The 23,330-nt window shown below is 30.1% G+C and carries 20 protein-coding genes; 11 read left to right on the top strand and 9 right to left on the bottom strand.

The window, feature by feature from the left end; all coding sequences use genetic code 11:
• The first annotated feature begins 128 nt into the window (after window positions 1-128).
• The 3 genes from GQR92_RS15475 to GQR92_RS15465 all read left to right on the top strand — a co-directional run bounded on the left by GQR92_RS15475 (window position 129) and on the right by GQR92_RS15465 (window position 2,386).
• Complete coding sequence (locus GQR92_RS15475) at window positions 129-1,079, top strand: NAD-dependent epimerase/dehydratase family protein (RefSeq protein ID WP_158841091.1); 951 nt, start codon at window positions 129-131, stop codon at window positions 1,077-1,079.
• Window positions 1,080-1,200: 121 nt separating this feature from the next.
• A complete protein-coding gene (locus tag GQR92_RS15470) occupies window positions 1,201-1,812 on the top strand; it encodes a thioredoxin family protein (protein ID WP_158841089.1) in 612 nt (203 codons plus the stop codon).
• Between the two features lie 91 nt (window positions 1,813-1,903).
• Window positions 1,904-2,386, top strand: a complete 483-nt coding sequence (locus GQR92_RS15465; RefSeq protein ID WP_158841087.1) for an ABC transporter ATPase — start codon at window positions 1,904-1,906, stop codon at window positions 2,384-2,386.
• A 4-nt stretch (window positions 2,387-2,390) separates the two neighbouring features.
• Here the strand turns inward: GQR92_RS15465 and GQR92_RS15460 are convergent, their stop codons facing one another.
• Complete coding sequence (locus GQR92_RS15460; protein WP_158841086.1) at window positions 2,391-2,777, bottom strand: nucleoside triphosphate pyrophosphohydrolase family protein; 387 nt, start codon at window positions 2,775-2,777, stop codon at window positions 2,391-2,393.
• 215 nt (window positions 2,778-2,992) lie between these two features.
• Here GQR92_RS15460 and GQR92_RS15455 point away from each other — a divergent pair, with 215 nt between their 5' ends.
• From GQR92_RS15455 to GQR92_RS15445, 4 genes are all read left to right on the top strand, one after another.
• Window positions 2,993-3,199: a hypothetical protein gene (locus tag GQR92_RS15455; protein WP_158841085.1), complete on the top strand. Its 207-nt coding sequence runs from the start codon at window positions 2,993-2,995 to the stop codon at window positions 3,197-3,199.
• Between the two features lie 144 nt (window positions 3,200-3,343).
• On the top strand, window positions 3,344-3,517 hold the full coding sequence (locus GQR92_RS18025) for a hypothetical protein (protein ID WP_233269886.1): 174 nt from the start codon (window positions 3,344-3,346) through the stop codon (window positions 3,515-3,517).
• Between the two features lie 158 nt (window positions 3,518-3,675).
• Complete coding sequence (locus tag GQR92_RS15450; RefSeq protein WP_158841084.1) at window positions 3,676-8,397, top strand: cadherin-like domain-containing protein; 4,722 nt, start codon at window positions 3,676-3,678, stop codon at window positions 8,395-8,397.
• Window positions 8,394-9,356: a PorP/SprF family type IX secretion system membrane protein gene (locus GQR92_RS15445; RefSeq protein ID WP_158841083.1), complete on the top strand. Its 963-nt coding sequence runs from the start codon at window positions 8,394-8,396 to the stop codon at window positions 9,354-9,356. Before GQR92_RS15450 ends, GQR92_RS15445 begins: the two co-directional genes overlap by 4 nt.
• A gap of 112 nt (window positions 9,357-9,468) precedes the next feature.
• Here GQR92_RS15445 and GQR92_RS15440 read toward each other — a convergent pair whose 3' ends face one another.
• Window positions 9,469-11,508, bottom strand: coding sequence for a dipeptidyl-peptidase 3 family protein (locus tag GQR92_RS15440; RefSeq protein WP_158841082.1), 2,040 nt, complete (start codon window positions 11,506-11,508; stop codon window positions 9,469-9,471).
• Window positions 11,509-11,597: 89 nt separating this feature from the next.
• Window positions 11,598-12,155, bottom strand: a complete 558-nt coding sequence (locus tag GQR92_RS15435; protein WP_158841081.1) for a DNA-3-methyladenine glycosylase I — start codon at window positions 12,153-12,155, stop codon at window positions 11,598-11,600.
• 230 nt (window positions 12,156-12,385) lie between these two features.
• On the opposite strand from GQR92_RS15435, the gene GQR92_RS15430 reads away from it, so the two are divergent.
• On the top strand, window positions 12,386-12,820 hold the full coding sequence (locus GQR92_RS15430) for a DUF6146 family protein (RefSeq protein ID WP_158841079.1): 435 nt from the start codon (window positions 12,386-12,388) through the stop codon (window positions 12,818-12,820).
• Here GQR92_RS15430 and GQR92_RS15425 read toward each other — a convergent pair.
• Window positions 12,813-13,307 (bottom strand): dihydrofolate reductase, encoded by a 495-nt coding sequence (locus GQR92_RS15425; protein ID WP_158841077.1) that lies wholly within the window; start codon window positions 13,305-13,307, stop codon window positions 12,813-12,815. The two genes, GQR92_RS15430 and GQR92_RS15425, sit on opposite strands and share 8 nt — an antisense overlap.
• A gap of 300 nt (window positions 13,308-13,607) precedes the next feature.
• Here GQR92_RS15425 and GQR92_RS15420 point away from each other — a divergent pair, with 300 nt between their 5' ends.
• Window positions 13,608-13,904 carry an isoamylase early set domain-containing protein gene (locus GQR92_RS15420; RefSeq protein WP_158841075.1) on the top strand — a complete coding sequence of 99 codons (297 nt, stop codon included), beginning with the start codon at window positions 13,608-13,610 and terminating at the stop codon, window positions 13,902-13,904.
• Between the two features lie 77 nt (window positions 13,905-13,981).
• Here GQR92_RS15420 and GQR92_RS15415 read toward each other — a convergent pair whose 3' ends face one another.
• The 5 genes from GQR92_RS15415 to GQR92_RS15395 form a co-directional block, all read right to left on the bottom strand.
• Entirely contained in the window at window positions 13,982-14,806 is an 825-nt protein-coding gene (locus tag GQR92_RS15415) for a thymidylate synthase (RefSeq protein WP_158841073.1), read from the bottom strand.
• 165 nt (window positions 14,807-14,971) lie between these two features.
• Window positions 14,972-16,417, bottom strand: coding sequence for a NupC/NupG family nucleoside CNT transporter (locus GQR92_RS15410; RefSeq protein ID WP_158841071.1), 1,446 nt, complete (start codon window positions 16,415-16,417; stop codon window positions 14,972-14,974).
• A gap of 17 nt (window positions 16,418-16,434) precedes the next feature.
• Entirely contained in the window at window positions 16,435-17,046 is a 612-nt protein-coding gene (locus GQR92_RS15405; RefSeq protein ID WP_158841069.1) for a bifunctional nuclease family protein, read from the bottom strand.
• Window positions 17,047-17,373: 327 nt separating this feature from the next.
• A complete protein-coding gene (locus tag GQR92_RS15400; RefSeq protein WP_158841067.1) occupies window positions 17,374-18,330 on the bottom strand; it encodes an electron transfer flavoprotein subunit alpha/FixB family protein in 957 nt (318 codons plus the stop codon).
• Window positions 18,331-18,433: 103 nt separating this feature from the next.
• The gene (locus GQR92_RS15395; RefSeq protein ID WP_158841065.1) at window positions 18,434-19,180 is read right to left on the bottom strand and encodes an electron transfer flavoprotein subunit beta/FixA family protein; all 747 of its coding nucleotides are present in this window, start codon (window positions 19,178-19,180) and stop codon (window positions 18,434-18,436) included.
• A gap of 425 nt (window positions 19,181-19,605) precedes the next feature.
• Here GQR92_RS15395 and GQR92_RS15390 point away from each other — a divergent pair, with 425 nt between their 5' ends.
• Both GQR92_RS15390 and GQR92_RS15385 read left to right on the top strand, forming a co-directional pair.
• Complete coding sequence (locus GQR92_RS15390; RefSeq protein WP_158841063.1) at window positions 19,606-20,586, top strand: pyruvate dehydrogenase complex E1 component subunit beta; 981 nt, start codon at window positions 19,606-19,608, stop codon at window positions 20,584-20,586.
• Between the two features lie 225 nt (window positions 20,587-20,811).
• Window positions 20,812-23,319, top strand: a complete 2,508-nt coding sequence (locus GQR92_RS15385; RefSeq protein WP_158841062.1) for a DUF5686 and carboxypeptidase-like regulatory domain-containing protein — start codon at window positions 20,812-20,814, stop codon at window positions 23,317-23,319.
• The last annotated feature ends 11 nt before the right edge of the window (window positions 23,320-23,330 follow it).

The following is a 23,330-nucleotide window of genomic DNA, read 5'->3' as shown; positions in this document are numbered from 1 at the left end:
ATTTAAGAAAATTGTAACAATATGCTTATTTACAAGCTTTAAATTATTGAATAATTATTTTACGTAAAATATTTTACGAATAACAAAATTAAGTACCTTTGTTTTTATTAAAATCACATTTTAAAAATATGAGTGAAATAATTTTGGTTTTAGGAGCTAGTGGTCAAATAGGAAATGAATTGACGCAGAAACTTCGCCTTTTATATGGCAACAATAATGTAATTGCTTCTGACATTAGAGAAGGCAATAAAAAAATGATGGCTTCTGGTCCATTTGAAATTATTGATGCAACTGACAAAGAAACAATACTTACAACTATTAAAAAACACAAGGTTACGCAGGTTTATTTATTAGCAGCTATGCTATCTGCTACTGCAGAGCAACACCCACAAAAAGCTTGGAACTTAAATATGAACTCTTTATTTGCTGTTTTAGATTTAGCTAAAGAAAAACATATTAAACAAGTATATTGGCCAAGTTCTATTGCTGTTTTTGGACCTAAAACTCCAAAAATGAATACGCCTCAAAATACAGTTATGCAGCCTTCTACAGTTTATGGTATTAGTAAAGTTGCGGGCGAATTTTGGTGTAACTATTACCATGAAAAATTTGGAGTAGATGTTAGAAGTTTAAGATACCCTGGTGTTATTTCTTGGAACTCTAAACCTGGTGGCGGAACAACAGATTATGCGGTAGACATTTATTTTAATGCCATAGAAAAAGGTACTTATCAATGTTTTTTATCAGAAAAAACAAGATTACCAATGATGTATATAGATGATGCTCTTAATGCTACCATTGAGTTAATGCAAACTGATGCAAAGAATATAAAAAATAGAACAGGCTATAATTTAGCTGCTATGAGCTTTACGCCAGAAGAAATTGCATTAGAAATAAAAAAACATATTCCAGATTTTAAGATAACTTATCAACCAGATTTTAGACAACAAATTGCAGATAGTTGGCCAGCATCTATAGATGATTCTGAAGCAAGAACAGATTGGAATTGGCAACATCAATTTGATTTAACTTCTATGACAAAAGACATTATTACGAACCTAAAAAAAGCACTCCTTTAAATAAGCTTGTAAGGTATTTCTTTTTTCTCGTCTACATAAAAGATTAAAAGAAAGCACATTTGTAACAAAGGTTACAGTATATTTTAATCAATAAAAATACCTTTGTATAAAATATTAGGAGATGAAAAATATTATTAAAAAAAGTTTAGAAAACACATTATCATATCTAGAATTTAGAGCTTTAGTAAGCAATTTATTAGCAGAAGGAAAAGCTACAGGTCATAATCAATCTGAAGATTTAACAAATTACAGCATGTTAAATGACAAAAGAATGAAGCGACTAGATAAAACCATAAAAATTTCTGATGAAACAATTACAGAAATTAAAAAAATTGAAGACCCACAAACGTGGTTGGTTATTACCGAAGGATGGTGTGGAGATGCTGCACAAAATTTACCTGTAATTGCTAAAATTGCAGAAGCAAACGAACTGATTAAACTTAAACTCGTTTTAAGAGATGACAATGAAGCGTTAATGGATTTGTTTTTAACCAACGGCGGTAAATCTATTCCTAAATTAATTATCTTAGATAAAGATAATAATGTAATAAATACTTGGGGACCAAGACCAACTATTGCTACTCAAATGGTTGCAGATTACAAAGCCAAACATGGTGCTTTAGATGCAGAATTTAAGCAAGACTTACAAGTTTGGTATAACAAAAATAAAGGACAAAGTGTACAAGATGATTTTGTTAAGCTAACAAAAAGTGTACAAGCAAAAGAAGTTTAATTTACTAGAAAATAAAATTTTAAAACCGCAAATTAATAAATTGATTTGCGGTTTTTCTTTTCTGTATCTTTGCAACGAAAATTATATAAAAATGTTTGTAGATTATTCCATAATTACTAATGATGCTAAAGTTTGGGTGTACCCTTCTAGCAGAAAATTTTATCCTAACGAAATTGAAGGATTAGAAAATAAAATTAAAACCTTTATCGAAAGCTGGAAATCGGATGACGAAAATTTTAAAGCATCTTATCAATTTCTATACAACAGATTTATTGTTCTTTTTGCTGATGATGAAAACTCTTCTTTAACAAATGCAGATATTGATGCTTCTGTATCTTTTATCTTAGGCCTACAACAAGAATACGAAGTAGAATTGTTAGACAAAATGAATGCTTGTTTTAAACAAGGTGAGTTTGTACAATATAAAGAACTAAAAGATTTTAAAAAGTTACTTAAAAATAAAGCTGTAACAGCAAAAAGCATCATTTTTGATAACTTAATTACCACAAAGGTAGATTTTGATCATAATTGGGAAATTCCTATTGAAGAAAGTTGGTACAACAGATACTTATAAAATTTTACTTTTCTAAAATTTCTGCAATATTGGGTTTAAAATAATTAGGCCCTTTTAAAACTTTACCATCTTCTCTGTAAATAGGTTTACCGTCTTCACCTAATTTACTCATATTGCTTCGTTGAATTTCATTAAAAACCTCTTCAATTTTATCTTGCATACCGTGTTCTATAATAGTACCACATAAAATATATAACATATCTCCTAAGGCATCTGCAACCTCAACCAAATCATTGTTTTCTGCTGCTTCTAAGTACTCTTCATTTTCTTCTTTCATTAAATCAAAGCGAAGTTTTTTTCTATCTTCACCAATGTTTACAATTGGTTCTTGATTCATGTTTAGTTTAAAAGCAGTATGAAATTCAGTTACTGCTGCTATTTTGTTTTTCATTACTTATATATGTATTTATAATTATTTACTTAAAGCATTCTATCTATAATTTTCTAATGCTAGAAGTTACTCCAAAAAAGATATTGTTCTTCTTTTAATTTGTATTTTTGCAAAATAAAATTATGTTGATTTAGTTAGACAATATATAGAAACTTTCTGATAAAATAAAAGCTTCTTTTCTGCTAATAATTCAAAACTTATAAAGAATATAAACTATGTTTTTAAGCGCTTATTTTACAACAGGAAGAATTATTTTTATGATTTTCTTTATCATTTCTTTTATAGCTTTAATGATTTACAGTTACAGAAAAGACATTAAAAATCATGAACGTTATTATAAAGATGCCGGAAAAAAGGTTCTTATGTACGGAGGTCTTATTATTGCGGTCTTTATAGCCATTAGATTACTTTTTGGTCAATAAACTAAAAAAACAACAGCTTAAAATAAATTACATATTTGTAATTTAAATACTTTTTTTTTAAAAAAAAATAGACATTTTACTTGTAAAGTAAATATTTTTATATACTTTTATAGATATCTAATTAATCATTTAACCCCCCTAGAAATGATAACCCCTAAAAAAAGTAAATACAAAACGTTTGTATTATATTCTGTAAGTCTACTACTATTATTTATTCTATTTTATGTATTCTTCAATAAATTTGCATTAGCAGATACAGAAGTACCAAAGAATAACTATTCTATTCAAAAAAAATCTTCATTTAAGTTTGTTCGTTAATGATACAATCTTAGGATTGGATAATTATTCAATCACTAGATTTTCATGGCAAAGCCCTAATTTCTCTATAGCATAAAACTATAATTTACCCAGATATATTTAAAATAGATCTACGTCTTTTAACATTTACTTATTAAAATCATTTATCCCCTAATAAAATGATAACCCCTAAAAAAAATAAATATAGAATATTTATATTCCTATTATTATTCTCTCAATTTGTTACAGCTCAAACAGCTCCTACAGCAGAACCAGATAGCTACTCTACCAAAACAAATACAACACTAAGAATTGATTCTCTTGGTGTATTAGCTAATGATAAAGACCCAGATGGAGATCTTTTAAAGGTAACAGGCTTTTCTGCAAACGGCAATACATATTCCGCTGGTGATACTGCTAGTTTACCCGAAGGTACTATTTCTATAAAAGCTAATGGTGGTTTTATTTTTAATCCTACAGCTAATGATAATAACATTACTCTTATGGTTAACTATATCATTTCTGATGGAACTTATACCAATGCTGCTGATTTAACCCTTAGCATTATTAATGTATATCCGCCAGATCCAAAAAATGATAATTATACAACAGAAACAAACGCAGCTCTAAATATTTATGCCCCAGGTTTATTAAATAATGATACAGATAAAGATGGAAACACTTTATTAATTACATCCTTTAAAATAGATACAATAAGCTACACCGTTGGTGAAAAAGCTGTTTTTTATGAAGGGTCTATTTCTATAAATGCAGATGGTAGTTTTTACTTTACTCCTGCTTCAGATTATAATAATGGCATCCCTACAATTAACTATACCGTTTCTGACGGAACTTTTACCGGTTCTGCTAATTTAGATATTAAAATTATTAACTTATATCCGCCAGAGGCGAAAAACAATTATGATACTGCAGAGATAAATACCACTCTAAAAGTGGATGGCCCTGGTGTTTTAATAAATGATACAGATAGAGATAACAATGCTTTATCTGTTACAGAATTTACAGTAAATAATATCACTTACACTATAGGACAAACAGCTTCCTTTATACAAGGTAGTATTACTTTTAAAGCGGATGGTAGCTATACATTCATTCCTACTAAAGATTACACAGGTAATGTTCCTGCAATTAACTATACCGTTTCTGACGGAACTTTTACAGACACGGCTACTTTATATTTAACAGTAGAACATATTACAAATCTAATAGAAATTAAATCGCTATCTAGTTGTAACCAAGGATATACTGTAGATGGAATGTACAAAATTAAATACAGTACAACCCTTACAAACACAAGTACAGCAAGAGATTATCATGCTACAAACCTTATTAAAAACATAGATTTAACAAATCAATTAAACGCTATTTATGGAAACGGATGTGTTACTCAAGTAGAAGGTGTTACTATTAACACAACTGCTGTTAAAGATTACGTAGGCAATCCTTATCCTTTAGAGTTTAATAATGATGCTATAAATGATGATTTTTTTAAGGCTACATCAAATTCTATTTTTAACCAAAATGCCATAAATAATTTTACCTTATACCCAAGGCAATCTATTAATATAGAGTTTTGTGTTATTGTAAATCCTTTTTGTAATGGTAGACCAAGCCCTACTCCTTCTGGTTCTGGCATCGATTTTAACCACGTTTTAGAGGTTACATCAACAATAGGAAGCCATTCTACAGACTTATTACTTAAAGATTTTCATACCACAGAGGCTATTATAGCAGGTGGTTTATATGTTCCAGTACCAAAACCAACTGTAAATCCAGATGGAACTTTCGATTACACCAATAGAGTAATTATAACAAATGAAGGAACTGCTACTGCCAACAATGTTAATTACAACATGGGACTAGGTAATTTCTTAGATAAACGAATTGTTTTTAATGAACTTAAAATTACCCAAATCTCTGGACCTACAGTTACTGTTAATGACTCTTATAACGGAAACACAAACACGCAATTACTAATGCCTAATAATTCTCTTGATGCAGGAGAAACCGTAATTTTAGAAATATTTTATTTAACAGCCCCTTTTTCTTCTTCTCAGACAAATCATTTTAATCAATTACAACTTTCTCAAACACAAGGAATCTTAGATGGGTTTGATGAAACAACTTCAGCTAACAACAGAGGTTATTCTTTTGTAAATTGGTCAGATAGTTTAGGAAATCATCTAGATAGATATTACCCTACTAATTCACCTATAAACCCAGTGTCTTCTTCATTGCAATGTAGCTGTACATCGGCAAGTATGGTGTTTTTATTTAACTCTTTAACGAGTAATCAAAAAACAATATCAAAAATAGATAAAATTCCAAATGGTATCTTAGAACACCAAGAAATTACGTTTCAGCTTACCATAAAAAACACGAGTAATATTGTACAATTAGAAAACCTTAAATTACAAGACAACTTAAAGAATATTTGTTCTGGAAACATTGTTTCTGTGAGCACTCCTTTTATAGAAAGCTCTAGCGCAACAACAGACCCAACCTTAAACCCTGATTATAACGGAACATCTGATATTGATTTTTTTAACGGTACATCGGGTATATTAATGAAAGGAGAGTCCATTACGGTTCAATTTTCTGTAATTTTAAATGAAGACTGTTTGGGTACCAATACTTCTGTTTTTTCTGCAACAGATCCTTTAAATAGAGTTATAACTTCTAGGGGTTCTGTAGCTGTAAACGCATCCACAGATACAGATAATGATGGAATTACAAATGTTACTGATATTGACGACGATAATGATACCATACGAGATATTGATGAATATAACGGCTTAAATCCTTTAGATGATCATGATGGAGATTTAACACCTAACTACAGAGATACCGATTATGGTGTTGATGCTAATAACGATGGTATTGTAGATCTTTTTGATTTTGATAATGACGGCGTACCAAACCACTTTGATTTAGATAGTGATAATGATGGTATTTTAGATATTGTAGAGGCCGGTAATAAAGCTTCAGATACCAACCGTACTGGTAGAACAAATAAAAGTGTTGGTACAAACGGACTTGACAATACTGTTGAAAATAACGATTCTCTTACAACTGCAACGAATTATACAATTCCGAATACAGACAGAAGCAAGACTCCTAATTTTATAGATATTGATGCTGATGGAGATGGAATTGTTGATAATATCGAAGGACAAACAACTGCTAATTACAAAGCACCAAACGGAACTATTACGGATTTAGGAATTGACACAGCATATCCAAACGGAATTACACCAACAGACACAGATAGAGATGCGACTCCAGATTATATTGATATCAATTCTGATAACGACATCCGTAATGATGCCATTGAGGGTTGGGATTTTAACAATGACGGAATTGCAGAAACAATAGCTTTAAATTTAGACAGCGATAATGATGGTTTAGATGATGCTTTTGATACGGATAACACTATTTTAAACCCTACAAACGGTCAAATTCCTACAGATTTCCCAAACATAGATACACCTGATGGTGATGCTGATGATGTTGACAGAGATTGGAGAGAGATCATAGCCATTGTGGTACTTATTGATAATGTTACTGTAAATGAAAGTGAAGATGCAATTTTTACCATTTCATTAGTTAAAAAAAATGATCAGTCTAAATTAATTCAAAGTGCATCTCCAATTCATATTAGTTTTACTACAGAAGATGGAACAGACACAACAGAAAAATACAATATAGCCACTGCTCCTTTTGATTATGATAAGAAAACAGCTGTTACTTTAACCGTCCCTCCTTTTACAGAGGTAGATCATTTTACAGTTGCTTCTTTACAAGATCTTATTGATGAACTGGATGAACTATTTACTTTAAACGGCAAAATAACCTCTAACAACACCATTAACACAGAAATAAGTGGAGTTGCTACTATTTTAGATGATGATGAAGTTCCTTCAATAACAATGAACAATGCCATCAGTAATGAAGGTGAAGATTTAGAACACATTGTTACTATAAGTAATCCATCATCAAGACCTATTTATATTGATATAAATACAACTAATGGATCTGCAATAAGTCCAGATGATTACAATTCTTTTTACACAACCTTAACAATAGAAGAAACTGTAGACCCTAATAATCCTAATATTGAAACCTCATTTAACATTCCTACTAAAATTGATAATTTAAATGAACCAGATGAGTTTTTAAATGTGTTAGGAGTAGCTGCATCAACAAATGTAGGTGCGCAAGACTTAACAAAAACAGGAACAATACTAGATATTAACCCAGAACCAAAAGTACTTATAGACAATGTAACGGTTATGGAAGGAAATACTTTAGTTTTTACAATTTCACTTGTAAACCCAGATACAGAAGAACCAATGCAAAACTCACTTCCTATCAATTTTAATTTAAATACAGTTAACGAAACTGCAAGCGATTTGGAAGATTATCAAAATTTATCAACGAGTACTTCAATTCCTGCATATACAGCATCTATAACACAAGCAATATTAACCATAGATGATAATTTAAATGAAAATACAGAAACAATGTTATTACAAGCTACAATAACATCTAAAGATATTTCTAACCTTTCTCCGATAACATTTGGAATTGGAACCATAGAAGACAATGATTACCCCAACTTGTTTACACCAAACGGAGATGGAAAAAGTGATGAATTTGAAATTAATGGATTGTCTAAATTTCCATACTTTAAAATTACCATAATGGACCGTTGGGGAAGTGAAGTATATACTTATAATAACAATGGAGACACAAACCCAGAATGGTGGAATGGCACAAATAATGGAATACCAGTTACGGAAGGAGTGTATTATTACACTTTAGATTTTAATGATGGTATTACAAACCCAAAAAGAAGTTTTATTCAATTAATAAGATGATATACAAAACCCCCTTAAAAAATTTAAGAATTGAATATTTTTATAGACAACACTTTGTTGTTGTCATCTTAATTCTTTTATTTAACACAATTAACTACGCCCAACAAGCCCCACATTATACACAATATATGTACAATATGCAGATATTAAACCCTGCTTTTGTTGGCTCTAGAGCAGATTTAAACATCTCCTTATTGTCTCGTCAACAATGGGTTGGTTTTGAAGGTGCTCCAAGAACTCAAACTTTTTCTATAAATGCAAGATCTAAGGACGGTTTTGGTTATGGAGCAACTGTTATAAACGACAAATTAGGCTTAACAAATAGCACAAACATAAATATAGATGCTTCTTACACGCTTCCTACTTCCAGATTCGGAAGATTATCCTTTGGTTTAAAAGGGGGTTTAACTTTTTTTAATAATAACTTAGCAAATGCGATAACAACCGATAATGAATCTTATGCTTCTACGAGTGGAAGATTCCCTAATATAGGTTTTGGAGGATTGTACTATGAAGAGACCTTTTTTATTGGGTTATCAATACCTAACATCTTAAAATCGAATCAATTTAAAACGATTGAAAATGTCGATGAAAATTATGGAGCAAGTAATCATAATTACTTTTTAGCTACAGGAATGATTTTCGATTTATCTCAAGATTTTATTTTTAAGCCATCAACAATTATAAAATACAGTCCTAGCTTACCTCTTTCTATAGACATCAATTCTAATTTAATTTATAAAGATAGATTTGAAGCAGGATTGTCTTATCGTTATGAAAATTCTGTTAGTGCTTTATTTGCCATCGTCTTTAATAAAAAATATAGAGTAGGCTATTCTTATGATTACAAGTTAGCTAGCTCTGGTAGTAATTTAAGTTCTCATGAAATTATACTCACCTTTGATTTCAACTTAAACAGAAACACACATTGGTTATATCATAACCGTTGTTACTTTTAAAATACACAATCTATTACAATAATTCTTTTTTATAAGCATAAAAAAAACCGACTCTTATTAGAATCGGTTTTGATGTTTATATAAATTTCTGCTTTTACAGAAGTTCTAAAAATTAATTTTCTGTTCCTAAAAAATTATAATTTTTAGAATAGAATACCATTTGTTCTTCAAAACTTTTTGGTTGTGTTACTTTAACATCTAAAATGTTTCCATTTTCATCTAAAACAGGTACTAAAACAGGGTTTACAAAACCACTATAAGGGGCAGAAGTAAATTGTTTATTTCTTTCAATTACCTCTTTATGTATCTGTTGATCTACTTTTACACCATAACCCTCAACTAAATTTTTAGCTGCTTCAAAATCCCCTTCAGACTTTATACGTTGTGATTCTTTTAATAAGCGACCAAAAATTTCTCTTAATTTATTGTAATCATTTATATTAAAGTATGTTTTACCATCTCTTGTAATTTTCTCAATTACATTGTCTTTTTTTCCTTGCTCAAATGCCCAAGCAGAAACCCATTGTCTGTTTACCATGTGGTCTTCTTCAATATCATCACCTAAATTAATTCTCACTAATTGCGTCATTAATCCATTTCTAATATAACCATCATACGCAGCCATACCTAATTCTTTATAATTATCCGTTAAGCCTAATTCTTGCAATTTAACATCCATTAAATAATACAAACCAACTAAATCTGCACGTCCCTCTTCCATAGTAGAAGCATAATTTTGAAGTGTTTCTTTAGGCTGCCCAATGCCTTCGTTTATTTTACCAGAAGCATGCCCAACAACTTCATGTAAAGACGTATGTAATTTATCTCCAATTTTTCCGTATTTCTTCTCTATTCTAATTTCTTCATCATCATTTGCAAACTCTTTTAACCTACCTGTTCCTCCAACATTATTATAAGCTCCAATAATGTTTCCTAAAGAAACCGATTTAGAACCATGTTGCTGACGAATCCAATTATTATTAGGTAAGTTTACTCCAATTGGTGTACTTGGTGACGCATCTCCTGCTTCACCAGCAACATTTACAGTTTTGTAAGAAACCCCCACTACATTTTCTTTTTTATGAGTTGGATCTAGCGGAGCATTATCTTCAAACCATTGTGCATTTTCAGACAAAACTTTCATTTTACGAGACATATCAAAATCTTTTATTTGAACAACCGTTTCATAAGAACCTCTATACCCTTTTGGATCGTTATACACTTCTATAAAACCATTAATCCAATCGATATTACCTTCGGTTGATGTTGCCCAAGCAATACAATATTGATCCCAAACATCTAAACTACCCGTTTTATAATACTCAATTAACAAATCTAAAGCATTTGCTTGCTTGTTGTTTTCTGCTACAGCTTTTGCTTTTTCTAACCAACCAATAACATGGTCAATGGCAGTACCATACATCCCGCCAGATTTCCATACTTTTTCTACTAATTTTCCGTTTTCACGAACTAGTTTAGAATTTAAACCTGCCTCAATTGGCTGCTCTTTTGGCCCTTTATAAGCTGTTTTATAAAAATCTGATACTTCTTTATCTGTAATATCCGATTGATAAAAGTTAATTGCAGAAGATAAAACATTATCAATTCCTGCTTTTTTAGTTACCTTTTTAGCATCAACATCATTAAATAAAATAGCTACAATTTCTGATGACAATTCAGTATTTGAGTTTTTTAATAAATCGTTTGTAAAATACGCTTCTGTAAACGCTGGTTTTATTTTATCATTAGAATAATGATGATGAATTCCGTTAGAAAACCAAACTCTTTTTAAATAGGTTTTAAACAATTTAAAATCTTCACTTTCTCTATCGCCCTTGTAGTTTTTGTTGATGCTTTCTAAAGCTTCTCTAATACTTAAATTGTAGCGATAGTTTTGATCCCACATCATATCTCTACCAGACAAACCCGCTTGTGTTAAATAATACACAAGTTCTTTTTCTTTTAAGGAAAGTTCTTCGAAACCGGGTATTTTGTAACGTAATACTTTAATATCTGAAAATTGTTCTACAAAATGATTAAATTCTGTAGCTACTTCTAAGGTTTCATTTTTCGTCTCTTTTTTAGTTTCTGCTGTACAAGACACCAATAATACAGCTGCTGAAAAAGCATAAATTATCTGTTTTATATTCATTATATTTAATTTATAATTGAAGTATAAATGTACAAATTTTAGATACGCATTTTACAGATATTTTTTTATTCTAAAAGTAATTATTAGTTTTATTTTGGGTATTTAAAACAATCTGTAGTATGGTCATTTACCAGACCAACTGCTTGCATATATGCATACATTACCGTAGAACCGACAAACTTAAATCCTCTTTTTTTTAAATCTTTAGAAAGTTTATCTGACAAAGCAGTTGTGGCAGGTACATCTGCTCTTTTATCAAACTTATTAAGAATAGGTTTCTCATTAACATACCCCCAAATAAACTTAGAGAATGAACCAAATTCATTCTGAATCTCTATAAATAATTTGGCATTGGTAATGGCACTCCTTATTTTTAGCTTATTACGAATAATACCTGCATCTAGAAGCAATGCTTCATACTTACTTTCTGGATAAATTGCGATCTTCTTATAATCGAAATTATCAAAAGCTTTTCTAAAGTTTTCTCTTTTATTTAAAATTGTTATCCAACTTAAACCTGCCTGAAAGGTTTCTAAAATTAAAAACTCAAACAACGTTTCATCATCATAAACTGGCGTTCCCCATTCGCAATCGTGGTATTCTTTATACAACTTACTATCTGTTACCCAAAAGCATCTTTGTTTCATGTTTTTATTTTTAAGGTTGAAAAATAAGGTTATTAAAATTGATACTTAATACTTATTAAAATAAGTTTGTATCAACGATACTCGTTTACTCAATAAGTGATTGCATTCCCTCATTTTAGTTTTTTAAAGTGTGTTTACTAAACTAAATTTGAACATCAGTGTTAGCAAATGAAGAAAATATTCATTTACGAACAAGGAAAACTTATATAAATTTAATATCTTTAAATATTATGAAACTACTTAAACAAATACTTTTATTATTTTCTCTAGCAATCTTTTTTTGGGCTTGTGGTTCATCAAACTTAAAAAATAATAGTACGCAAGAAGAAAAACCTGTTATTATTGCAAATGATAGTTTAGAATACCAGGTTATAATAATTGACCCTGGTTTTAATTTATTCTTAAATTCTGTAGCGCAGCCAGAAGGGTATTATTCTCAGCAATACTTAGAAACTAGAAACCAATTTTGGGTAACTACTTGGAATAATAGAGCCATAAATCCGAGTCAATTTAATGCTAGTATTTATGAAAACATAATTGATTATCAACCAAACATAGATTATGGCTACGAAGTAAATTACAAACTGTTTAATTACTTTTTATTTGCGCAACAAAAATATAAAATGAATTTAGGAGGTGGATTTAGATCTGGTAGAATTAGATAGCTTTCTTTTGAAAACTTAGAAAACTATAATCAAATTTATTTTTTTCGTCGGCTTTAAAATCTTCTCTATTTGTTTCTTGCCAAATATTTACATCTATTTCTGGAAAAAAAACATCTGCTTCAAAATGATGATGAACCTTAGTTATATCTAATTGATCTACTAAATCCTTTTTAATGGCCTCCTTATAAATTTGTGCACCACCAATTATATAAATAGCATCATCATTTTCTACCAAAGCTATTGCTTCCTCTAAACTATGCGCTATTAAACACCCTTCTTTAAAATAATTTTTATTTCTAGTAATAATAATAGTGGTTCTATTTGGCAAAGGTTTCCCTATAGATTCAAACGTATTTCTACCCATTAATATATGATGACCAGATGTTACCTTCTTAAACCTTTTTAAATCTGCAGGTAAATGCCAAATTAAATCATTGTCTTTTCCTAAAGCATTATCCTTTGCAATTGCCGCTATTATTGTAATCATAGAATCCTATTTTTTAACAAAATTAAAGTAATTCTCTGAAGATTTGACCTTTTAACAAGATTTTAAGATATTTTTTGAGGCTTTAAAACACGTTTTTAACCTAAAACACCTGAAAATCAAGCTCAAAGAAAGCTGACTTGTTTTCAATTAAACTCAATTTAGATTCCCTTTTATTTGGAATTATCAATATTTTATATATTCATTTTACAAAACTCATAATTCTTTAATATTCTTACAACATATTGTTTGTTTTAAGATGGTTCTTATTTACATTTACTTAAAATTTTGAATACAAGAATTATGGCAATAAAAAAACAATTTTTAAAAAGTAAACCAGTTTGTAAAGTAACTTTTACTGTACCTGCTGCAGAGGCTAAAAAAGTAGTAGTTGTAGGAAGCTTTAATGAATGGAATGAAACAGCTGCTCCTTTAAAGAAATTGAAAAATGGATCATTCAAAGGTACTTTAGATTTAGAATCAGGAAAATCTTACGAATTTAAATACCTAATTGATGGTGCTTATTTAAACGAAGAAGATGCTGACGGATTTGCTTGGAGTGATTTTGCAAATACAGAAAACAGCGTATTAAGCTTATAAAATAATGTAGTAAAAAGATAAAAAAAGAGCTTTCAAATTAATTGAAAGCTCTTTTTTGTTATAAAATGTAGTTTATTTTAAACTGAAACTTTTCCTTTAATATGAGGATGAGGATTATAGTCTAATAACTCAAAATCATCGAAAGTAAAACTTTCGATGTCTTTTATAGCTGAATTAATTTTCATTTTTGGAAGTGGCCTAATATCTCTAGACAATTGCAATTCTAATTGTTCTTTATGGTTATTATAAATATGAGCATCACCAAAAGTGTGAATAAAATCTCCTGCTTCATAACCACAAACTTGCGCAATCATCATTGTAAACAATGCATAAGAAGCGATATTAAAAGGAACTCCTAAAAAAATATCTGCACTTCTTTGATATAACTGACAAGATAATTTACCGTCTGCAACATAAAACTGAAAAAAAGCATGACAAGGTGGTAACGCTGCTTTTCCGTTGGCTACGTTTTCTGAAAAAGAAATAGAGGTATCTGGTAAAACAGAGGGATTCCATGCAGAAACCAACATTCTTCTTGAGTTAGGATTGTTTTTTAAAGAAGTAATTACATCTTTTAATTGGTCTACCTCATCACTATTCCAATTACGCCATTGATGACCATAAACAGGTCCTAAATCTCCGTTTTCATCAGCCCAGGAATCCCAAATCTTAACACCATTTTCTTGTAAATACTTAATGTTTGTATCTCCTTTTATAAACCAAAGCAATTCATAAATAATAGATTTTAAGTGTAATTTCTTGGTGGTTACCATTGGAAAACCTTTACTTAAATCGAAACGCATTTGATACCCAAAAACACTTTTTGTTCCTGTACCTGTTCTATCTCCTTTTTCGTTTCCGTTTTCTAAAACGTGTTGTACTAAGTTGTGATATTGTTTCATTATAATGTGTAAGCGTTTTATTGTTTATTTGTGTAAGCGTCAATAATAAACTTCTGTAAAAATAGAAAAAGCATCAATAATTTTTCTTGATGCTTTTTAAATATTGTATAAAAGTTATTAACGTATTGAAGATAACATTTTATGATTATCTGTGGCGATTCGCCACTATCCTATAATCATACCTGCAATTGTTGCAGACATTAAAGAAGCAATAGTACCTCCTATTAAAGCTTTCATTCCAAATTCTGACAATGTTTTTCTTTGCCCTGGAGCTAAAGAACCAATACCTCCAATTTGAATACCTATAGAAGCAAAGTTTGCAAAGCCGCATAACATATAAGTTGCCATAATAATAGACTTGTTAAAAGTTAAGTGCGTAGCGCTTGCTGCATTTTTTAAATCTGCTAATTGTATATACCCAACAAATTCACTTGCGGCTAACTTTATACCCAATAATTGTCCCATTAGCGCCATATCTTCTTTAGCAACACCAATAAGCCACATTAAAGGAGCAAACGTGTAACCTAAAATAAACTCTAAAGAAAGACCATCATAAAGCGTGTTTTCTGCAATAATCTCGTTTAGAGAAGTAATACGCCATTCTAGATTTAGATATTCAATTGTAAAACCATCAAAAGATGCAACAGCTCCTAAAATACCATTTAACATTGCAATAATAGCCACAAAAACTAAAAGCATCGCTCCTACATTTACTGCTAAACGAAGACCTTCTGTGGTACCATTTGCAATAGCATCTAAAATATTAGCGCCTATTTTTTCTTGAGAAACTGTAACATCAGAATTTACTTCTTCTGTTTGTGGATATAATATTTTTGAAATTACAATAGCTCCTGGAGCTGCCATTACAGAAGCTGCTAATAAATGTTTTGCAAAAACCAATTCTAATTCTTTGTCTCCTCCACCTAAAAAACCAATGTAAGCCGCCAATACAGCACCTGCAACAGTTGCCATACCGCCAATCATGACCAATAGCATTTCTGACTTATTCATTTTTTCTAAATAAGCTTTTATTAAAAGTGGTGCTTCCGTTTGTCCTAAGAAAATATTACCTGCTACAGAAAGACTTTCCATACCAGAAATACCTAAAAATTTAGATAGAACGATGGCTAAAATCTTTACTACTTTTTGAATAATACCTAAATAGAATAATAAAGATGTTAAGGCCGAAAAGAATATAATTGTTGGCAATACTTGAAAAGCAAATATGTAACCAAACTTATTCATATCGCCTACAATACCTGCAAATAAGAACTCACTACCTGCTTTTGTATAGGCTAATATTTCTATAAAAATACCTCCAACAAACTCGAAAATAGATTGAATAAATTCTACTTTTAAAACGCCAATAGCAATTATTAATTGTAAGAATAAACCAATCGCTACTTTTTTCCAATCAATTGCTTTTTTGTTTGCACTAAACAAGAAAGCTATTATAATTAAAGAAGACATACCTAAAACTCCTCTCCATAAACTATTAAAAGAAAAACCTTGACTAGGTAATATTTCTGTAATAGCAGAAACTGTTTCTGTACTTTGAGAAAAAATTGAAATTGAACAAAAACAAAAAATAGCAATAAATATTTTTTTCATAATGTAGATATATACTATTAAGAGCGTTTACTTATTTCGTCTCTAATTTTTGCTGCCAATTCGTAATTTTCATCAGAAACAGCATTATTTAATTGATTGTTTAGCTCTTCTAAAGATACGCCAGAAAATGGTGCTTCTTTTTTAACTACTAAATCTTCTAATTCTAATGAAATTTCATCTGACTCTGAACTATCTTCAATACCAAATTCTTCTTCTATTTTTAGAAAAATACCTGCTTTTTCTAAAATATTTTCATAGGTATAAATTGGAGCTTGAAAACGAACTGCAATTGCAATTGCGTCTGAAGTTCTAGCATCTAATGTTTCTTCTATACCGTCTCTTTCGCAAATTAAACTAGAAAAGAAGACTCCGTCTACTAATTTATGAATAACCACCTCTTTTATTGTGATAGAAAAACGGTCTGAAAATGTTTTAAACAAATCGTGCGTAAGGGGTCTTGGTGGCTTAATTTCTGCTTCTAAAGCGATGGCTATAGATTGTGCTTCGAAAGCTCCTATAATAATAGGTAAGGTTCTAGATCCTTCCATCTCACTTAAAACCAATGCATAAGCACCGCTTTGAGTTTGACTGTAAGAAATACCTTTTATAGTTAATTGTATTAAACTCATAAATTTATTTACGTAAATCTAAAAAAATTGTTTGTAAAATTTTGAAGTTGATTTTTACAAACTTTTTAGAGGGCACAATTTAATAAAAATAATAGCTTTAAACTGAAATTTCTTTAAAAAGTGACGAATGCTCTTGCGTGAAGGATTGAAGCAACTGTTTGAGCTCTTTTTATTTTTTTCTAAATAAAAAAGCGAGTGCGAAAAGCCTGACGAAATTATTTGATGTAAATCTTATAAATATTGATACATAAAAACCTACCAAAATTTAATTTCGATAGGTTTCTTAAAATGCTATTCTTAAAATAATTTGGGCACGCCCAAAAAACATTAAGAGGCTTTAAATGCTTTTAATTTTTCGATTAATTTAGGCACAACATCAAAAGCGTCTCCAACAATTCCGTAATCTGCCGCCTTAAAGAAAGGTGCTTCTGGATCTGTATTAATAACTACCTTTACTTTAGAGGCGTTGATACCTGCTAAATGTTGTATTGCTCCAGAAATACCTATAGCGATATATAAATTAGCCGCTACTGGTTTACCGGTTTGCCCAACGTGTTCTGAATGTGGACGCCAACCTAAATCTGAAACTGGCTTAGAACATGCGGTTGCAGCGCCTAAAACTTCTGCCAACTCTTCTACCATGCCCCAGTTTTCTGGTCCTTTTAATCCTCTACCTGCAGAAACTACAATGTCTGCATCTGCAATGGTTACTTTACCGGTAACTCTTTCTATTTTTTCTGATTTTACTCCAGATTCTACAACTGTAGCTTCAAAAGCTTCTGTGGTTCCTGCAACTGCGTTTTCATGAATTCCGTAAGAATTCTTTGCTAAACCAATAACTTTAAGGTCTGTAGCAATTACTGTATTTGAAAATGCTTTGTTAGAAAATGCTTTTCTTTTTACTGTAAACGGACTTACATTTGATGGTGCAGCAACTACGTTAGATGCACAACCTGCTTCTAAATTTACAGCTACTATTGGTGCTAAGTACAAACCATCTATACTAGAATCTACAACTACAACTGTTGCGTTTTCTGCTTTTGCTACTTCTGTAACTACAGCTGCATATTGTTTTGCGTTAAAAGTATTTAATGAATCGTTAGAAACTGCAACTACTTTTTCTGCTCCGTATGTATATAATTCTGATGAATCGCTAGCGTTTATTGTTAATGCAACAACATTAGTACCTAATTGTTCTGCAACTTTTTTTCCATATGAAACTACTTCTAAAGCAGTTTTCTTAAATTTTCCTTCCGATGATTCGGCAAAAACTAAAACAGACATATTTTTTATATTTTTTTAAACGTGTAATTGTTAAATTCTTAAACTGTGTAATTGTTGAACTGAGAACGCTTAAACAATTAAACGTTTTAACAGTTACACCTTTTTAAATTACTTTCGCTTCGTTATGTAATAAGCTAATTAGTTCGTCTACATTGTCTGCAGCTACTAATTTTACGGCTCCTTTTGGTGCTGGTTTTTCAAAAGACTGAACATTTGTTGATGCTTCTCCGCCTACAGGATCTATAACTTGTAATGGTTTTTTACGCGCCATCATAATTCCACGCATATTTGGTATGCGTAAATCTTTTTCTTCTACAATTCCTTTTTGCCCTCCAATAACTAAAGGTAAGCTTGATGATATAGTTTCATTACCTCCATCAATTTCTCTTGTTGCAGAAACGGTTGTTCCGTCTACTTCTATACCTACACAACCATTTATAAAATTAAAATCTGTTAACGCAGCTAACATACCAGGAACCATTTGCCCGTTATAATCTGCAGATTCTTTACCTGCCAATACTAAATCGTATCCACCATTTTTAACAACTGCGGCCAATTCTTTTGCTACTTGTAACCCATCTGTAGGATTTACATTTACACGAATTGCATCATCTGCTCCAATAGCTAAAGCTTTACGTAATGTTGGTTCTGTTTCTGCACCACCTACATTTACAATGGTTACTGTAGCTCCTTGTTTTTCTTTAAACCACATTGCTCTTGTTAAGCAAAACTCATCGTAAGGATTAATTACAAACTGAACTCCATTTGTATCAAACTTTGTATCGCTTTCTGTAAAATTAATTTTAGACGTGGTATCAGGAACGTGACTAATACAAACTAATATTTTCATAAATTATAATTTTATATTCTTTTCTTGTTGACGAAATTACGTCTTTTTTTTAAATTTACTATGCATGCATAGTAAATTTTTTATTTATTTAACAATTAATTAGATAAACTGTTATTTTGCTTTTTAAACTTTTTTAAAAAATATAAAGCAGATAATCTATATACACTTAGGCTTAATCATCAATCTTTAGATTGATAAATAAAAGTATAAAATGCAATATGTAAACAGGTCTTTTCTTTGAAACACTTTAAATTAAAAGTGAATTTATAATTAAATTTAAAGCTAAAAATAATTTTTGAAAGCTAACTAAATAAGAAAACTCACTCAAAATATAAACTTCTTCTATTTTTGATATAAAAGTACATTTGTTTTACTCATAAATTCCTTACTTTTGCCTATCGAAAACAAACAATAATTTAGATTCAATGAAAACAGTTCAGTTCAGAGAGGCAATTTGTGAAGCCATGAGTGAAGAAATGCGCAGAGATGAAAGCATTTATTTAATGGGAGAAGAAGTTGCAGAATATAATGGTGCTTATAAAGCATCTAAAGGTATGTTAGATGAGTTTGGTGCTAAACGTGTTATAGATACACCAATTGCTGAACTTGGTTTTGCAGGAGTTGCAGTTGGTTCTGCTATGAATGGTCTTAGGCCGATTGTAGAGTATATGACTTTTAACTTCTCTTTGGTTGGAATTGATCAAATTATAAATAATGCTGCAAAAATTAGACAAATGTCTGGCGGACAATTTAATTGTCCTATTGTTTTTAGAGGTCCAACAGGTTCTGCTGGTCAATTAGGAGCAACGCACTCACAAGCATTTGAAAACTGGTTTGCAAATACACCTGGTTTAAAGGTTATTGTACCTTCTAACCCTTATGATGCAAAAGGTTTATTAAAAGCGGCCATTAGAGATAATGATCCCGTAATTTTTATGGAATCTGAACAAATGTATGGTGACAAAATGGAAATTCCTGAAGGGGAATACATTATTCCTATTGGAGTTGCAGACATTAAAAGAGCAGGAACAGATGTAACTATTGTTTCTTTTGGGAAAATTATTAAAGAAGCTTACAAAGCTGCTGATGAATTAGCAAAAGAAAATATTTCTGTTGAAATTATTGATTTAAGAACAGTGCGTCCAATGGATCATGCTGCTATTTTAACATCAGTAAAAAAGACAAATAGATTAGTAATTTTAGAAGAGTCTTGGCCATTTGCAAGTATTTCTACAGAGATTACTTATAGAGTTCAAGAAGAAGCATTCGATTATTTAGACGCTCCAATTAAAAGAATTACAACCGCAGATACTCCGGCTCCTTATTCTCCTGTATTATTTGAGAAATGGATACCAAATTCTAACGATGTAATTGCAGCTGTTAAAGAAGTAATGTATTTAAAATAAATACAGATAATATATCTTAAACAAAAAAGACTTTTAAACATCAGTTTATTAGTCTTTTTTTTTGTTTAAAATAGCCTAAACCCTTAACTACTTTCTTCAATCTTTTTTTATTTGAAATAGACTTTTAGTATGTAATAAAATAAGTAAAATTTCGACTTAAAAATAATACATCAACTAACTCGTTATCTACATTCATTAGAAACATAACAAAGATTATTTTTAATCATGAAAATAAAATTAACATTAATTATCGTACTTTTTTTTTCTATCACTATAATAGCACAAACCAAAGTAAAAGGTGTTATTACAGACATAGACAACATACCAATCCCTTATTGCAGCATACAATTTAAAGGTTCTATAGAAGGAACTACTAGTAATGAAAATGGTGGTTTTTATTTAGAGTCAGATAAGAACTGGAATGAGATAGTAATATCTTTTATTGGTTTTAAAACGTTAGTGGTTACTTTAGATAAAAAAATTAATTACAATTTAAAACTTACACTAGAAGAGGAAGCAAATTCTTTAAACGAAATTGTAATAGTTACAGGAAAACAACCTAAAAAAAATAACCCTGCAATAGACATTCTTAGAAAAATTTGGGCGCAAAAACGTAAAAACGGATTAAGTCATTTTAATCAATATCAGTATAAAAAATACACAAAAGTAGAATTCGATTTAAATACAATTGATAAAAAACTACAGGAGAAAAAAATATTTAAAGGATTAGAATTTGTTTTTAAAGATATAGACACCTCTAGCGTAACAGGAAAAACTTTTTTACCCGTTTTTTTAAATGAAGGACTTTCTGAAGTGTATGGTGATAATATTTTAAAAAAAGAAAAAGAAGTTTTAATCGCCAATCAAAACTCTGGTTTTAGTAAAGATCAACAACTTATAAATTATATTGATGATTTATATGCTGAATATAATATATATGACAACTACTTAAAAATTTTTGATAAAAGCTTTGTGAGTCCATTGTCTAAAACAGGAATAAATAATTACAATTATGTTTTAGCTGATAGTACTTTTATTGGTAAAAAATGGTGTTATAATATTATTTATTATCCTAGAAGAAGAAACGAGCTTACATTTAAAGGAAATTTTTGGGTAAACGACTCCACTTTTGCCGTAAAAGAAATTAACTTACAAGTAGTAAAAAACGCGAACATAAACTGGGTGAAAGACGTTTACATAGAACAAGAGTTTGAATTACTAAACGACTCTATTTTTGTCTTAAAGCGAGATTATTTATTATCTGATTTTGCGCTTAGTAAAAAAGAAAAATCTAGAGGAGTATACGGTAAAAAAACAACCATCTACAAAGATTATATTTTTAACAAACCTTTAAAAGATGACAATTTTTACGATAAAAAAGTTTTTACAGCTAATCAAGATTCCTATAGTAAACCTAAAGAGTTTTGGAATGAGAACAGATTAGAGGAGTTAAATGAAAACGAAAAAGGAATTTACAAACTAATAGATACCTTAAAAACCGTTAAAAAGTTTAAAAACATAAACAAAGCCGTTCAAACAGCTTATTCTGGATATTTTGAAATCGATGCTTTAAACATAGATTACGGACCTATTTTTTCTACTTTTGGTTTTAATGATGTAGAAGGATTGCGTGTACGTGTTGGAGGACGAACCTATAAATCTACAAACGATTTATTTAGATTAGAGGCTTATACCGCTTATGGTTTTAAAGATAAAAATCTAAAATATGGTTTTCAGGGAAAATGGCTTGTAAATAAAAAAAATAGATTTATAATTACTGGTGGTAAAAAGAATGATATAGAACAAATTGGAGCAACTTTAACTGCTACTACAGACGTATTAGGTAGAAGCGACGGATCCTCTTCTTTAATAGGAACTGGCACAAATGACAAACTAACTAAAATTAATATTACCACACTTACAGGAGAAATTGAGCCAACACCTAACTTAATCTTAAAACTTTCTACAAATTACAAAACACTTAGTTCTGCTTCAGACAGTTTCAGTTTAGATTATAATGACCCTGATGCAACAAAAGGGATTTCATCTAGAATAAGACAATTAGAAACTGTATTTTCTGCTGGTTACTACCCTAAAAGAAAAATGTCTGGTTTTGGAGTTCAAAGAGATGCTGCAAATACAGATTTTACGCAATACTTTACCCAAATAACTAGAGGTAGTAAAGATATTTTTGATAGTGACTTTAATTATACAAAGGTTCAATTTTCATTCTTTAAATTATGGGAAATTGGAGGTCTTGGTCGATTAAAAACATCCCTAGAAACAGGTCAAACATTTGGAGAAGTTCCCCTAGGCTTGTTAAGTGTTGCTCCCGGAAACCAAACCTACTTTATATTTAACAATACTTTTAACCTGTTAGATTTTTATGAATTTACCACAGATAAATATGCTTCTTTTCATTTAGAACATAATTTTAATGGAAGAATATTTTCTAGAATTCCTTTGTTAAAAAAGACAAAATTAAGAACTGTAATAGGCTTTAAAACTTTTATAGGAGACATTTCTAACAAAAACATAGCATTAAATACAACTGGCAATAGTAATGAAATACTTTTAAGAGCTCCTTCTAAAGAACCATATTATGAATACAGTGTAGGGGTTGCTAACATTTTTAAAATATTAAGAGTAGACTTTAATTTTAGAGGAAACTACTTCGATAATCCAGAAGCTAGGAAATTTGGCATCACTGCTGGTTTAATATTTAATTTTTAAAATACCAAAAG

It is taken from the genome of Polaribacter sp. L3A8, from assembly GCF_009796785.1.
Lineage (GTDB): Bacteria > Bacteroidota > Bacteroidia > Flavobacteriales > Flavobacteriaceae > Polaribacter.
Note: the sequence above shows the minus strand (reverse complement) of the source record. Positions and strands in the feature narration are given on the sequence as shown.

What these genes read in the sequence shown, in the direction of transcription:
- GQR92_RS15475 (WP_158841091.1), top strand. Translation starts at nt 129, where the DNA reads ATGAGTGAAATAATTTTGGTTTTAGGAGCTAGTGGTCAAATAGGAAAT.
- GQR92_RS15470 (WP_158841089.1), top strand. Translation starts at nt 1,201, where the DNA reads ATGAAAAATATTATTAAAAAAAGTTTAGAAAACACATTATCATATCTA.
- GQR92_RS15465 (WP_158841087.1), top strand. Translation starts at nt 1,904, where the DNA reads ATGTTTGTAGATTATTCCATAATTACTAATGATGCTAAAGTTTGGGTG.
- GQR92_RS15460 (WP_158841086.1), bottom strand. Translation starts at nt 2,777, where the DNA reads ATGAAAAACAAAATAGCAGCAGTAACTGAATTTCATACTGCTTTTAAA.
- GQR92_RS15455 (WP_158841085.1), top strand. Translation starts at nt 2,993, where the DNA reads ATGTTTTTAAGCGCTTATTTTACAACAGGAAGAATTATTTTTATGATT.
- GQR92_RS18025 (WP_233269886.1), top strand. Translation starts at nt 3,344, where the DNA reads ATGATAACCCCTAAAAAAAGTAAATACAAAACGTTTGTATTATATTCT.
- GQR92_RS15450 (WP_158841084.1), top strand. Translation starts at nt 3,676, where the DNA reads ATGATAACCCCTAAAAAAAATAAATATAGAATATTTATATTCCTATTA.
- GQR92_RS15445 (WP_158841083.1), top strand. Translation starts at nt 8,394, where the DNA reads ATGATATACAAAACCCCCTTAAAAAATTTAAGAATTGAATATTTTTAT.
- GQR92_RS15440 (WP_158841082.1), bottom strand. Translation starts at nt 11,508, where the DNA reads ATGAATATAAAACAGATAATTTATGCTTTTTCAGCAGCTGTATTATTG.
- GQR92_RS15435 (WP_158841081.1), bottom strand. Translation starts at nt 12,155, where the DNA reads ATGAAACAAAGATGCTTTTGGGTAACAGATAGTAAGTTGTATAAAGAA.
- GQR92_RS15430 (WP_158841079.1), top strand. Translation starts at nt 12,386, where the DNA reads ATGAAACTACTTAAACAAATACTTTTATTATTTTCTCTAGCAATCTTT.
- GQR92_RS15425 (WP_158841077.1), bottom strand. Translation starts at nt 13,307, where the DNA reads ATGATTACAATAATAGCGGCAATTGCAAAGGATAATGCTTTAGGAAAA.
- GQR92_RS15420 (WP_158841075.1), top strand. Translation starts at nt 13,608, where the DNA reads ATGGCAATAAAAAAACAATTTTTAAAAAGTAAACCAGTTTGTAAAGTA.
- GQR92_RS15415 (WP_158841073.1), bottom strand. Translation starts at nt 14,806, where the DNA reads ATGAAACAATATCACAACTTAGTACAACACGTTTTAGAAAACGGAAAC.
- GQR92_RS15410 (WP_158841071.1), bottom strand. Translation starts at nt 16,417, where the DNA reads ATGAAAAAAATATTTATTGCTATTTTTTGTTTTTGTTCAATTTCAATT.
- GQR92_RS15405 (WP_158841069.1), bottom strand. Translation starts at nt 17,046, where the DNA reads ATGAGTTTAATACAATTAACTATAAAAGGTATTTCTTACAGTCAAACT.
- GQR92_RS15400 (WP_158841067.1), bottom strand. Translation starts at nt 18,330, where the DNA reads ATGTCTGTTTTAGTTTTTGCCGAATCATCGGAAGGAAAATTTAAGAAA.
- GQR92_RS15395 (WP_158841065.1), bottom strand. Translation starts at nt 19,180, where the DNA reads ATGAAAATATTAGTTTGTATTAGTCACGTTCCTGATACCACGTCTAAA.
- GQR92_RS15390 (WP_158841063.1), top strand. Translation starts at nt 19,606, where the DNA reads ATGAAAACAGTTCAGTTCAGAGAGGCAATTTGTGAAGCCATGAGTGAA.
- GQR92_RS15385 (WP_158841062.1), top strand. Translation starts at nt 20,812, where the DNA reads ATGAAAATAAAATTAACATTAATTATCGTACTTTTTTTTTCTATCACT.